Raw genomic sequence first — 12,329 nt, 5'->3', positions numbered from 1 at the left:
GAAAGTCGCAGCCTCGCGCCCTATAGGCAAGCACGATAACGCTAAGCAGTGTGGAAAATCAGGGCTGTGTCACGGCGAAACAGCCCCAAACCGAATAGCTTTGCCTAGTTCTTCACCTGACAGGCGATCCCATCGGCTTTTAAGGCGTTGCAGAGCTGCCGTGCAGCGGCAGCATCACCCGCGACAGCCTGTAAGCGGAACACTGTCCCGCCATCGACTTGCCCCTCGACAACGCGGTATTTGAAGTCTTTCAAAGCCTGCGTTTGCCCGGTTAATGTGCTCCAAGCCTGCGTTGCGCCTGCTTTGGTGCCAAATGCGCCGACCTGGACACCAACTGAGCCATCCGATCCTTCGCTCGAAGCTGCCTGATTTTCGGGCGTTGCTGCATCGATGCTAGGCTTGGGAGCGTTGCCCTGCGCCAAACGCGCTTCGCGCGACAGACCCTCGCCGACTTGCGGCGCAACATTGCCGGTCCCGGCGAAAGTTTTTCCGCCAGCATCTTCGGGGCGTTCTTTAGTCGGGCCTTCTGGCGCTTCAATAGTGCTGCCGTCAGCAACCAGTTCAGGATCGGGACCGCGATTACTGAAGAACCATACGGCGCCAATCAGCAGCGCGAGCACCGCCACAGATAGCAGCACAAACCCGATAAATCGGGTCGAATCAAAGCCTTCATCTTCCTCGTCATAATCGGATTCGAGCCACGGTAGCGACTCTTCCTCCTCAACCAGAGAGAGTTCCTCTGTCTCGACCGCGTCGTCGTGGTCGTTCTCGTGGCCATTCTGTGGGACCATCATCATTACATCTCCTCGACGGCTTCAACCCCAAGCAAAGCCAATCCATTTCGAATAACTTGCCCGATCTGCGCAGCAAGGAAAAGCCTTGCCCCGCTCAATTCAGCTTCCTGTGCCACGATGAACCGCTTTTCAGGCTTGTCATTGCCCAAATTCCAATACGCATGAAACGCCCCAGCAAGATCGTAGAGGAAGAATGCAATCCGGTGCGGCTCGCGCGCTTGAGCAGCGGCCTCCACGATCCGCGGGAACTGTGCCGCCTGCTTAACGAGGCCGAGTTCTTCCTCACCCAGCAGCGCAATGCCGTCGGCTGATGGGGCAAATCCTTCCGCTGCCCCCTTGCGAAGAATCGAACTGATCCGCGCATGCGCATATTGCACATAGAAGACCGGATTATCCTTCGACGCTTCGACAACTTTGGCGAAGTCAAATTCCATCTGCGCTTCGGGCTTACGGGTCAGCATGGTAAAGCGGACGACGTCCTTACCAACCTCATCGACCATTTCAGCCAGGGTAATGAAATTGCCTGAGCGTTTGGACATTTTTAGCGGTTCACCGTCGCGCATCAGCGCGACCATCTGAACCAGCTTAACGTCGAACGGGATCGTCTTGCCTTCGCCTTCAGCCAGAGCGGCAACAGCAGCTTTGATCCGCTTGACGGTACCCGCGTGATCCGCGCCCCAAATATCGATAAGCGCATCGGCCTTCTCAGCCTTCTGCATATGATAAGCGAGATCGGCCCCGAAATAGGTCCATTTGCCGTCCGATTTCTTAATCGGCCGGTCCTGATCATCACCGAATTTGGTTGAGCGGAATAGCGGTAGCTCAACCGGCTCCCAATCTTCGGGCGGTGCTTTGCCTTTAGGTGCTTCGAGCACACCGTCATAAACCAGATCATGCGACCGCAGCCATGCTTCCGCTGCCTCTGGTTTGCCTTCCGCCTGAAGAGTCGCTTCGGACGCAAACAGATCGTGATGGATGCCCATCAGAGCAAGGTCGGATTTGATCATTTCGATCATCGCCGCCACAGCTTTTTCGCGGAACAGGACCAACCACTCGCTCTCAGGCGCATCCTTGAACCGGTCGCCGAGCTCGTCCGCCAGCGCCTTGCCGACCGGGACCAGATAGTCACCGGGATAGAGTCCTTGGGGGATCGCTCCGATATCGTCGCCAAGTGCCTCACGGTAGCGCAGATGCGCCGAGCGCGCGAGCGTGTCGACCTGGCTGCCGGCATCGTTGACATAATATTCGCGGACAACCTTGTGCCCGGCAAATTCGAGCAGCGAGGCCAAAGCGTCACCAACAACGGCACCCCGGCAATGACCCATATGCATAGGGCCGGTCGGGTTGGCGGAGACATATTCGACATTCACTGTCGTGTCCCTACCCATGTCCGACTTGCCGTAATCGTCAGCCAAATCGCCGATGGCCACCAGCTCGTTTTGCCAAGCGAGATCGGACAGCCGCAAATTGATGAAGCCTGGGCCAGCAATTGTCGCTTCGACAATGTCAGGGTCGGCAGAGAGTTTCTCGACAATCTGCTCAGCCAGCGCGCGCGGATTGGTCTTGGCATGCTTTGCCAGAACCATCGCAGCGTTGGTCGCCAAATCGCCATGGCTGGGATCGCGGGGCGGCTCGACGGTGACATTGGCGCGCGGTGTTTGCGGCGGCAATGCGCCTTCCGCTTCCAGTGCGCTCAAGACAGCGTCGACTTTAGCCGCGAATGCGGCATGGAGAGTGTTCATTGTGGACATCGCTTCAGACATGCCGCGCGCCTAGCCGAATTGGCCAGAATCGCAAGGGCGAGCGAGCCTGTAACAGGCCACGCCACAAGCAGGTTTCACGCGGGAATTAACGGGTGACGTTATACGCCAATTGGTTCTCGCTTAGCTGGAAACCGACCAGCAATTCGAATGTCGCACGGTTCAATGCTGCGCGGACGACCGGATCAGCCAGCGGATCGAGCGCCGCATCAGGGTCGCCCGCTTTTCGCCTGCGCGTGATGCGTTCTTTAATGTCGTCCGGCAATGTTGCGGCTGCGCGGTTTACAAAAGCACCGGCTGTACCGGTCGCTTGCGCGCGTTCCTGTCCATCGGCGAAGTTGAGCGTAATGGTGCCCACCCGCTTGGCCTGCACTGCCGAACCACCCTGCAGAACGGTAGAGAAATAAGGCAACTGAACCTGCCGCGCACCGCGGGTATCGGTGCGGCGAGCCAGCACATCAAACTTCGCTTCCGAATACACATTCTCGCCGGTCTCGTTGCAACTGCTGCGCAGATTTGTAATCGCGGCTACTACGTCAATCTGGTCGGCTGTGACGGCATTAGCGGTCCGAAATGTCGTAACGTCGCCCGTATAGTCTGGAATACCGACAGCGGGGCATGCGGTCCGCACTGCGGTAACTCCGACACCTTGGCTAACGACCAACTCACCCTCGCGCGTGCACCCAGCAAGCGCTGCGGCCAGAACGACAACAGAAATAATCGGACGACGGAGTTTCATGCGGAATAAATCCTTCAAATTCACATTGGCTAGGCGTCATTGCCATTTTCGCCGGTTGCGGCCCTAGCGGCCCGTGCAGCAAAGCGCTAGAGGGCGGGATATGAATGCTCCCTTGCAACCTTCACATTCTGCGGCAGAGAAGCCGCCAATAACGCTGTTGATCGCGGCCCCGAGGGGTTTTTGCGCAGGCGTTGACCGGGCAATCGAGATCGTCGAGCGCGCACTCGAACGCTATGGCGCTCCAGTCTATGTCCGGCACGAGATCGTCCACAACAAATATGTCGTCGATGGGCTGCGCCAGAAAGGCGCGATCTTTGTGGAGGAGCTGGATGAAGTACCCGACAATGCGCCGGTTGTATTCAGCGCGCACGGCGTGCCTAAAGCGGTCCCGGAAGAAGCCGACAGGCGCGGGCTAGACTATCTTGATGCGACGTGCCCTCTGGTCAGCAAAGTTCATCGTCAGGCCGAACGCCAATTGGAAGCGGATCGACACATCGTATTCGTCGGCCATAAGGGCCACCCGGAAGTGATCGGAACCATGGGTCAAGTGCCCGAAGGTACAATGACGCTGGTCGAAACCGTTGAAGACGTCGAGGCTTTGGATTTTGCCGAGGACGACGCGCTTGCATTTTTGACGCAAACTACGCTTTCGGTCGATGACACTGCCGAGATTGTCGATGCACTGAGAACGAAATTTCCTCATATCGTCGGGCCCAAGGCCGAAGACATTTGCTATGCAACCTCGAACCGTCAGGCCGCGGTCAAGCAGATCGCACCGGGCAGCGATCTGGTTCTGGTGATCGGTGCAGGCAACAGTTCAAACTCGCTGCGGCTGGTCGAAGTGTCGGAAAAATGCGGGACTAACGCCAAACTGATCCGGCGCGCAGCGGATATTGATCCGACCTGGCTCGAGGGTGTGGGTACACTCGGCCTAACCGCAGGTGCTTCCGCGCCCGAAGAACTGGTTCGCGAAGTGGTTGATAAGATCGCCGAATGGCGCGAGGTCGAAGAGCATACTTTGGTCACGACCGAAGAAAAAATGGTCTTCAAACTCCCGCGCCAACTCACCCAGTAAGGCCTTACCCAGCATGGCCGTCTACACCCATCTCAGCGCCGAAACGCTCGAGGAGCTGATTGCCGAATATGATGTTGGCAAGCTGGTTTCCGCGAAAGGCATTGCCGAAGGGATTTCCAACAGCAACTGGCTCATCGAAACGACCGGTAAAGATGGAGAGGGCGCGCGGTTTATTCTGACGATGTACGAATACCGCATCGACATCGAACAATTGCCATTCTTCCTTAATCTGCTGGATCATCTTGCCGCGAGAGGCTGTCCAGTTCCAGCGACGATCCACGACCGCCAAGGCAACGCTTATCGCGATCTCGACGGCAAGGCGGTTGCCCTGATTGAATTTCTGCAGGGTGTGTCGATCGGCCATCCGACTGCCGAACAAGCGTTCGAGGTGGGCGCAGCGCTGGCGCAGATCCAGCTCGCAGCAGACGACTTCACAATGACCCGGACCAACGATTTGCGCCCACCCGATTGGAGGGACCTGTTTGATAAATGTGGGATGGAGGCGATCGCTGGAATCAGCGAGAAATTGGCTGACAGCATTGGTGCCCACCTTCCCGCGCTGCTTCAGCGTTGGCCAGAGGACCTGCCAATCGGCACAATCCATGCCGATCTGTTTCCTGACAACGTGCTGGTGCTCGGCAATACGGTAAGCGGGCTGATCGATTTCTACTTCGCCTGCACCGATTTTCTCGCTTATGATTTGGCGGTCGCACATACCGCATGGTGCTTCTCTGCCGATGGCAGCGAATTCCGGCCCGATATTTCGGCAGCATTGCTAAAGGGATATGCATCGAAGCGAACACTCAACGACGAAGAAAGAGCCGCGCTACCTTTGCTCGCCAAAGGCGCGGCGATGCGGTTTATTGCCACGCGTAGCTATGACTGGATCAACACACCGGCAGAGGCGCTGGTGATGCGCAAAAACCCGATGGATTACGTCAGACGATTGCGTCACTACGACGCACTGGGCGCACAAGCCTTTGCACCGCTGACATAGACAGGCAAGCAGCACAGAATGAAACGCGTCGAAATCTTCACTGATGGTGCCTGCAAAGGCAATCCCGGCCCGGGCGGCTGGGGCGTTTTATTACGGCTGGGTGAGCACGAGAAAGAGCTGTCAGGCTCCGATCCGGAAACAACCAATAACCGAATGGAACTGACAGCCGCGATCAGGGCGCTGGAAGCGCTCACCGAACCCTGCGAAGTCGATCTGCATTCGGACAGTAAATATGTGCTCGATGGGATCACCAAATGGGTCCACGGCTGGAAGAAACGCGGCTGGAAGAACGCCAGCAAGAAACCCGTTCGCAACGAAGATTTGTGGCACGAGCTGATCGCTGCCTCAGAACCGCACACAATGCATTGGCATTGGGTAAAGGGGCATTCGGGCCATCCGGACAATGAGCGCGTGGATAAGTTGGCGAGCGATCAGGCGGATTCGGTTCGCTGATACAAAAAGGGCGCAGCCAATAGCCGCGCCCTTGTTCGATCTTCGCTTTCGCCGATTTACGAATTATCGACCACATCAGCCCCGGGACCGTTCTTCTTGATCGAGTCGATCGCGTTCTGAGCGCTCGACTTGGACGAATAGCCCTCGGTCGAGAACATGATTTCCGAGTTGTATTTGAAACGAACGCGGAATTCTCCGGCTTTGTCCTTGTAGATTTCGAAATGGTGACCCATCGAGCATTCTCCTTACGTGTTATCGTGGGGGCTACCCTAAAGGCTCGGGCAGGAAAATCTACCCACCGCGCTACCCGAAACGCGCAGGTGAATATCTTGTTACATCTATCGCAGCCAGCGTCGCTGGGATTGGCCGTTCGAGCAGCATCGACGCGGCAAGCTTGGCTGCGGCTGGTGCGGTTTGTATCCCGAACCCGCCCTGCCCAGCGAACCAGAAGAAATCCGTATTGCGCGCGTCGACGCCATAGACCGGCAGACGATCAGCCGCGAAGCTGCGCAGCCCTGCCCATTTGGTTTCGACCCGCTCAACTTCAATATCTACGACCTTCTGCAGCCGGTCGATTGCAGCAGCGACGGCGAGTTCTTCCGGCGCTGCATCACAGGCTGGGGATGGCTCCTCATCATGTGGGCTGAGCCAGAGGCGGCCGGATTCCGGCTTGAAGTAGAAATGTCCCGAGATATCCAGCACCAGAGGCTGTTTCGGCGAAGGAACCGGATTGGTCCGCAATTGCACGACTGTGCGGCGATAAGGGGTGATCCCCAATTTGTCACAGCCAGCCATATCAGCAAGTTCATCGGCCCAGGCGCCCGCCGCATTAATGAGTTTGGCTGCGCGGAATTCACGACCATCGGCAGATAGCAGGTACCACCCATCGCCTTGTTGATTGGCTTTTATGACCCTGCGACTGACGGCAAGATCGGCACCGGTTTTCTTCGCCCGCGTCAAATAAAGCGCATGCAGCGCACCAACATCAATATCGCTGCAAGCCGGTTCCCACACTGCATCGACCCACTCCGCACGAATGCCCGGCAATTTCTCGATCATCCGATCGCGGCCCAGACGCTCGATCGTCGCGCCGGTATCGGCAAATTCAGCAAAGAACTGGTCAACTTTGGGCTTGTCTTCACGCCGGGCAATATGGAGTGCGCCGCGCTGCGTCAGCAAATCATGCTCTCGAAGAAACGCGCCGGATGCCAGCGTCAGGGGAACAATATCGGGGCCGCCATAACATTCATCCCAAAAAGCCGCTGAACGCCCGGTCGCATGATAGCCCGGCTGGTCCTCGGCCTCGAGCATCACAACGCTGGCATACGGCGCAAGCTCGGCAGCAAGGCTGGCCCCTGCCATCCCTGCCCCGACAATCGCAAAATCGTAACGCGTCTCGCTCACGTCTTGGGCGCAGTCCTGTCCAAAAACTCGGCAATGCCGTTCATGGCGCGATCACGAACCGCATCAACCTCGCGCAGAATTTCGTGGTGCGCTTCTTTACCGAAGGCGAGCAATTCGCCGTTTGGTAGCCGCTCCGCTGCTTCTTTAATCGCTTTCATATCGACCAGCTTGTCATTCGACGTGCCGATAAGCAGCACCGGTGTTTCGACCGCTTCCAAGACGCCAGGCGCAAACAATGCTCCCATCGAGGCGTAACCGCGTTCGACCCAGCCCCAGCTACCCGGTCCCATCACCAACTCAGGGCGATTTTCGCGCCACCACAATTCGTCTTCGTAGCGTTCCTTGTCGTGAGTCAGCAGGTTGATCCGACCTACCGGTATCTCACCGGGCTTCTCGCTCCATTTCCACGCTTGCGTCGTGTCACCGCGCAGCCGCTTGATCAGTTTGGTTGCCCCGTGCATGAATGACCGCGGCAGGATATTCCCGAAGAAACCGAGCATCGGTGCGGAAAGGAACATCGCATCGGGTGCCACTCGCTTCTCTACCAAACCGCGCAACACCAGATGGCCGCCCATCGAGTGGCCGGACAATATATGCGGCCCGGGTGTGGAGGCAGTCCAATCATTCCAGAACGCTGCCAGATCATCGATCCAGACCGAATAATCTTCGATATGGCCAGTGATCGCATCGCCTCCCAAGCGGCCCGACCCCGCTTGCCCGCGCCAATCGGCGGCGGTCACTTTCCAGCCCGCCTCATGCCATTGATGAAGCGCTTCCAGATATTTCTCGTAATTGTCACCGCGCCCCGGGAAGAACAGGATTGATCCACGTGAGGCTTCACTAACGCCTGTGCCCGCTCCGGGCCAATCGATCCGGCGTATCTCATGGCCATCGCTCGCCGACCACGTGGTCTCGACAGCTACGGCGGGAATGGCGCGCCGGTTGAACGCATCCTCTGGTGGATCAGGGTTCACGCCGGCTGTTTGTGGTTGGCTAATACCATCCTCCTGGGTTTGGTTACTATTTGGTAAGCACTCGTCTGTAGCACCGGTGCCCGAAGGTTACCTTTGGGGGCAATATGCTGGGCGAATATTTCCAATACGGACTGCTGGTTGCATTGGCAATCGCGCTGCTCATCGCGGCATTTACTGATATCCGTCATCGCCAAATCGACAATTGGCTGAACGCCGGTATCGCGCTGGGCGCCCCTCTTTTCTGGTGGGCGAGTGGATTATCGCTGTGGCCGGGCGTCGCCATTCAGTTGGGCGTCGCGCTCGCCGCCTTCGTTGTTCTTGCCGGATTATTCGCGTTGCGCGCAATGGGCGGCGGTGACGTAAAACTTATCACAGCGCTCGCGCTGTGGATCCAGCCAAGCTGGTTTCTCGAATTGCTCGTTATCATGGCACTGGTCGGCGGCCTGCTGACCATCGTGATGGGCGGCTGGCATGTGATGCGCCGCCAAAAAGAACGGCTGGCTATCCCATATGGAGTGGCGATCTCCACCGCCGGTCTGTGGATCCTTTCAGTACATTATTATCCGAGCGCCTCTCAGGCAATCGGCGTCGGGTGAACCTGATTTTAACCATTCAGGCCGTAACGACGACTTTCAACGAATGCCCGCAATCCCGTCGGGCGAAATAGGGGGCTAGATTAGCCATGGACAGGAAAAAGCTGGTTCTGTTGCTCGGAGCACTGATCATTGCGATCGGTACTGCACTCGCAGCACGGAGCATGTTCGCGGGAGCGTCGGCTCCTGAAGCACAGGCCGCGCCGGAGCCGCAAGGACCAAAGGTTCTGGTCGCGCAACGCGGGCTCGCAGTCGGTACGATCATCACTGCTGACTCGATCAGCTATCAGATGTGGCCCGAAGAGCTTCTGCAAGATGCCTATTTCATCGACGGTGAATCGGACGTCACCCAATTGCTGGGTACGGTTGTCCGCCACCAGATCACTGCGGGTGAGCCCGTCACACAAGGTTCGTTGGTCAAGCCCGGTGATCGCGGCTTCCTTGCTGCGGCCCTCGGCCCTGGCATGCGCGCTGTGACCGTTCCAGTGTCGGCAAAAACCGGCGTTGGCGGCTTTGTCTTCCCGGGTGACCGTGTTGACCTTGTCCTGACCCAAACCGTTAAAGGCGGTGAAGGCGAGCCATTGCAGGCTTCGGAAACCATTCTTCGCAACCTGCGCGTTCTTGCGACCGACCAATCGACCACGCAGGAAACAACCGAATCCGGTAAGACAGTGGTTCGGGCATTCCGTACCGTTACTCTGGAAGTTACTCCGCGGATCGCAGAAAAAGTAGCTGTGTCGCAAACAATCGGTACGCTCAGCCTGTCGCTGCGTTCGATTGCCGACAACCAGGGCGAGCTTGAGCAAGCTATTGCTTCGGGTGACGTCAAGGTGCCGGACGATGCAACGCCGGAAGAGGAAGAAGCTCTTCTGCGCAAGGCCATGGCCCGTCCAAACGACAAAGCCACTACTTTCGTAACCGGCGGTGATGTCTCGCGCTTCCAGCGCTCCAGCGTACCGAAGAAAGCAGACAACACTCCGCCTGCACCACCCCGTATGGGTGTGCCAGCCGGTGCCAATACCGGTCCGGTAAATCGTGGTCCGTCAGTGCGCGTCACCCGCGGCAAGAACACTACCGAAGTTCCAGTGGGCAATGGCCGCGCTGTCAGCAGCAACGCAGGTGCCATGGTCGAACAGACCCAACAAAGCATATCCAGCAATGCATCGGGCATCCCCGTTGCAGGCGGCATGGTGCAGTGAGGTCCGACATGAAAAGCACAACCACTATTCTCGACACTCAACCTAGGGGCAAGCCAATGAAACGCCGCCTTACTGCAACATTGCTGATGGCTGGAATGGCCTTGGCGCCCTTAGTCGGTATTCCGGCTGATACGGCGAATGCACAGTCAGTCGCACGTCCGTCGCAGGACATCGTCCTGTCGATCGGTAGCGGCAAGCTGGTCACCGTACCGGGCTCCATGGCTGATGTTTTCATCGCCAATGACGGCATCGCCGATGTCCAGATCAAGTCGCAACGTCAGCTGTACGTATTCGGCAAAGCTGGCGGCGAAACGACAATTTACGCCAGCAACGCTGGTGGCGATATCGTATGGTCGGCCAATATCCGCGTGGGTTCGAACATCGGCACGGTCGATCAAATGCTCACGCTGGCTATGCCTGACGCGAAGATCAATGTGGCAACGATGGGCACCAACACCGTTCTTCTGACCGGGATTGTGGCTGCTCCCGAAGATGCTGCCGAGGCAGAACGTCTTGTCGAAGCCTTCGTTGGCGAAGACGCAAATGTCATTAGCCGTCTGAAAATGGCGACCCCGTTGCAGGTCAATCTGCAAGTGAAGTTCGCAGAAGTCAGCCGTTCTCTGGTTCGTGAAATTGGCGGCAATCTGTCATCGATTGACGGAGGGAATGGCGTGAAGTTTGGTATCGGTAACGGCCGTACTCTCGCGACTGGCGAATTCAGCACTGCTGGACCGCTTGGCGTTGGCCCCGGAGTTGCGAACCCCGCGACCCAAGTGTTCAACCCGTTGACCGGCCAGGTCGAGACAATTACCGGCCCGGGTGTCGACACGACAAGCAGTGGCGCTACGATTGCTGGCTTTGGCCGCTTCCTCGGCCTGAACCTGCTCGGCGCACTTGATCTTGCAGAGCGTAGCGGTCTGGTAACGACGTTGTCGCAACCAAACCTGACCGCGCTTTCGGGTGAAACTGCAGAATTCCTCGCGGGCGGCGAGTTCCCTATCCCGATTTCACAGGGTCTGGGCGCGACCGCCGTCGAATATCGTAAATTCGGTGTCAGCCTGTCCTACACGCCGACTGTTCTCGCCAATGGCCGCATCTCGATGCGCGTCCGTCCGGAAGTTTCAGAGTTGTCGAGCCAGGGTGCGGTTACCCTGAACGGCTTCCAGATCCCTGCACTGACCATCCGCCGGGCAGAAACGACTATCGAACTCGGTTCCGGCCAGAGCTTCATGATCGCCGGTCTGATGAGCAACAATGCGCAGAACTCAATCGACAAGGCACCGGGCGTCGGCGACGTTCCGATCCTTGGCAATCTGTTCCGTTCCAAATCGTTCCGCCGCGGTGAAACCGAACTTGTGATCGTGGTGACGCCCTATTTGGTCAAACCCGTGAACGCAAACGACATTAAACTCCCGACCGATGCATTCCGCGCGGCCACAGAAGCGCAAAGCTTCCTTGGTTACCGCGAGAATGATGGTGTGACCGGCGGCGCGCGTCCCGTGCCAACTGCGCGCGACAAAGACGCTCCTCCGCCAGAAGTTTCGCGGATCGATCCGGCAGCTGTGCTGCCATCGGACGAGCCGTCAAACCCGAAGCGTGCAGATAAAAATGACAAGAACCGGAACAGCGAACGCAGTGCCAAAGCTGCTGCAGTTCCCGGCTTCAGCCTCAAGTGAGAAAGGTGAAGATGATGCCTATTGCAAATACTCGCAAACTAGCTGGCGTACTCGCCCTTTCTATCGGGCTTACGCTCGGTGCTTGTGGCGGTATGCCGACCAATCGTAGCCTTGACAGCGTTAAGCAGCCGGTTATTGAACGGACCAATTATACACTTGACGTTCGTGCTGGTGCTGGCGGTCTTTCGATCCCGGAACAGCAGCGTTTGTCGGGTTGGTTCGAAGCGATGGACCTACGCTATGGCGACCGTGTCTCGATCGACGATCCAATGTCTAGCAACGCCACGCGCGAAGCCGTATCCAAGCTGGCTAGCCGTCATGGTATTCTGATCAATCAGGGTGCGCCTGTTACTGCAGGCTATGTCGATCCTGGCAATGTCCGTATCGTGATTACGCGGTCCAACGCCTATGTCCCGGGCTGCCCTGACTGGTCGGCCAAGTCGGACATGAACTACAACAACGCGACCAGCCCGGGTTATGGCTGTGCCACCAACAGTAACATAGCTGCGATGGTCGCCAATCCGGAAGATCTGATCAAGGGCCAGGAAGGCACCGGCGAAACCGTCGTGTCCACCTCCAACAAAGCCATCGACAGTTATCGCAACCAGGCACCAACCGGTGAAGGTGGTCTTGCCGAAGGGGCAACCGGAGGAGGAGGATAAGTT

13 protein-coding genes are annotated in these 12,329 nt (G+C 57.7%); 7 read left to right on the top strand and 6 right to left on the bottom strand.

What is annotated here, in order from left to right; all coding sequences use genetic code 11:
• Positions 1-104 precede the first annotated feature (104 nt).
• The 3 genes from GRI35_RS06125 to GRI35_RS06115 all read right to left on the bottom strand — a co-directional run bounded on the left by GRI35_RS06125 (position 105) and on the right by GRI35_RS06115 (position 3,293).
• Positions 105-797: an SPOR domain-containing protein gene (locus tag GRI35_RS06125; RefSeq protein ID WP_235900147.1), complete on the bottom strand. Its 693-nt coding sequence runs from the start codon at positions 795-797 to the stop codon at positions 105-107.
• Entirely contained in the window at positions 797-2,545 is a 1,749-nt protein-coding gene (gene argS, locus GRI35_RS06120) for an arginine--tRNA ligase (protein ID WP_160614783.1), read from the bottom strand. The genes GRI35_RS06125 and argS overlap by 1 nt, the downstream gene beginning before the upstream one ends.
• Positions 2,546-2,642: 97 nt before the next feature.
• Positions 2,643-3,293: a hypothetical protein gene (locus tag GRI35_RS06115; protein WP_160613341.1), complete on the bottom strand. Its 651-nt coding sequence runs from the start codon at positions 3,291-3,293 to the stop codon at positions 2,643-2,645.
• 100 nt (positions 3,294-3,393) lie between these two features.
• On the opposite strand from GRI35_RS06115, the gene ispH reads away from it, so the two are divergent.
• The 3 genes from ispH to rnhA are packed head-to-tail and all read left to right on the top strand — an operon-like array spanning position 3,394 to position 5,818.
• Positions 3,394-4,368: a 4-hydroxy-3-methylbut-2-enyl diphosphate reductase gene (gene ispH, locus GRI35_RS06110; protein WP_160613340.1), complete on the top strand. Its 975-nt coding sequence runs from the start codon at positions 3,394-3,396 to the stop codon at positions 4,366-4,368.
• A 13-nt stretch (positions 4,369-4,381) separates the two neighbouring features.
• A complete protein-coding gene (thrB, locus tag GRI35_RS06105; RefSeq protein WP_160613339.1) occupies positions 4,382-5,365 on the top strand; it encodes a homoserine kinase in 984 nt (327 codons plus the stop codon).
• 18 nt (positions 5,366-5,383) lie between these two features.
• Positions 5,384-5,818: a ribonuclease HI gene (gene rnhA / locus GRI35_RS06100; RefSeq protein WP_160613338.1), complete on the top strand. Its 435-nt coding sequence runs from the start codon at positions 5,384-5,386 to the stop codon at positions 5,816-5,818.
• Positions 5,819-5,874: 56 nt separating this feature from the next.
• Here rnhA and GRI35_RS06095 read toward each other — a convergent pair whose 3' ends face one another.
• From GRI35_RS06095 to GRI35_RS06085, 3 genes are all read right to left on the bottom strand, one after another.
• The gene (locus tag GRI35_RS06095; protein ID WP_160613337.1) at positions 5,875-6,051 is read right to left on the bottom strand and encodes a YegP family protein; all 177 of its coding nucleotides are present in this window, start codon (positions 6,049-6,051) and stop codon (positions 5,875-5,877) included.
• A gap of 70 nt (positions 6,052-6,121) precedes the next feature.
• On the bottom strand, positions 6,122-7,222 hold the full coding sequence (locus GRI35_RS06090; protein WP_290258925.1) for an NAD(P)/FAD-dependent oxidoreductase: 1,101 nt from the start codon (positions 7,220-7,222) through the stop codon (positions 6,122-6,124).
• A complete protein-coding gene (locus tag GRI35_RS06085; protein WP_160613336.1) occupies positions 7,219-8,196 on the bottom strand; it encodes an alpha/beta fold hydrolase in 978 nt (325 codons plus the stop codon). The genes GRI35_RS06090 and GRI35_RS06085 overlap by 4 nt, the downstream gene beginning before the upstream one ends.
• A gap of 104 nt (positions 8,197-8,300) precedes the next feature.
• Here GRI35_RS06085 and GRI35_RS06080 point away from each other — a divergent pair, with 104 nt between their 5' ends.
• The 4 genes from GRI35_RS06080 (at position 8,301) to GRI35_RS06065 (ending at position 12,326) form a co-directional block, all read left to right on the top strand.
• Positions 8,301-8,792, top strand: coding sequence for an A24 family peptidase (locus GRI35_RS06080; RefSeq protein ID WP_160613335.1), 492 nt, complete (start codon positions 8,301-8,303; stop codon positions 8,790-8,792).
• Positions 8,793-8,878: 86 nt separating this feature from the next.
• On the top strand, positions 8,879-9,988 hold the full coding sequence (cpaB, locus tag GRI35_RS06075; protein ID WP_160613334.1) for a Flp pilus assembly protein CpaB: 1,110 nt from the start codon (positions 8,879-8,881) through the stop codon (positions 9,986-9,988).
• 56 nt (positions 9,989-10,044) lie between these two features.
• On the top strand, positions 10,045-11,664 hold the full coding sequence (locus tag GRI35_RS06070; RefSeq protein ID WP_235900146.1) for a type II and III secretion system protein family protein: 1,620 nt from the start codon (positions 10,045-10,047) through the stop codon (positions 11,662-11,664).
• 11 nt (positions 11,665-11,675) lie between these two features.
• Positions 11,676-12,326 carry a CpaD family pilus assembly protein gene (locus GRI35_RS06065; RefSeq protein WP_407985044.1) on the top strand — a complete coding sequence of 217 codons (651 nt, stop codon included), beginning with the start codon at positions 11,676-11,678 and terminating at the stop codon, positions 12,324-12,326.
• Positions 12,327-12,329 lie beyond the last annotated feature (3 nt).

It is taken from the genome of Pontixanthobacter aestiaquae (assembly GCF_009827455.1).
Taxonomy (GTDB): domain Bacteria; phylum Pseudomonadota; class Alphaproteobacteria; order Sphingomonadales; family Sphingomonadaceae; genus Pontixanthobacter; species Pontixanthobacter aestiaquae.
Note: the sequence above shows the minus strand (reverse complement) of the source record. Positions and strands in the feature narration are given on the sequence as shown.

Excerpts from the sequence above, each read along its gene's own strand:
- GRI35_RS06125 (WP_235900147.1), bottom strand. The coding sequence starts at position 797 with ATGATGATGGTCCCACAGAATGGCCACGAGAACGACCACGACGACGCG.
- argS (WP_160614783.1), bottom strand. The coding sequence starts at position 2,545 with ATGTCCACAATGAACACTCTCCATGCCGCATTCGCGGCTAAAGTCGAC.
- GRI35_RS06115 (WP_160613341.1), bottom strand. The coding sequence starts at position 3,293 with ATGAAACTCCGTCGTCCGATTATTTCTGTTGTCGTTCTGGCCGCAGCG.
- ispH (WP_160613340.1), top strand. The coding sequence starts at position 3,394 with ATGAATGCTCCCTTGCAACCTTCACATTCTGCGGCAGAGAAGCCGCCA.
- thrB (WP_160613339.1), top strand. The coding sequence starts at position 4,382 with ATGGCCGTCTACACCCATCTCAGCGCCGAAACGCTCGAGGAGCTGATT.
- rnhA (WP_160613338.1), top strand. The coding sequence starts at position 5,384 with ATGAAACGCGTCGAAATCTTCACTGATGGTGCCTGCAAAGGCAATCCC.
- GRI35_RS06095 (WP_160613337.1), bottom strand. The coding sequence starts at position 6,051 with ATGGGTCACCATTTCGAAATCTACAAGGACAAAGCCGGAGAATTCCGC.
- GRI35_RS06080 (WP_160613335.1), top strand. The coding sequence starts at position 8,301 with ATGCTGGGCGAATATTTCCAATACGGACTGCTGGTTGCATTGGCAATC.
- cpaB (WP_160613334.1), top strand. The coding sequence starts at position 8,879 with ATGGACAGGAAAAAGCTGGTTCTGTTGCTCGGAGCACTGATCATTGCG.
- GRI35_RS06070 (WP_235900146.1), top strand. The coding sequence starts at position 10,045 with ATGAAACGCCGCCTTACTGCAACATTGCTGATGGCTGGAATGGCCTTG.
- GRI35_RS06065 (WP_407985044.1), top strand. The coding sequence starts at position 11,676 with ATGATGCCTATTGCAAATACTCGCAAACTAGCTGGCGTACTCGCCCTT.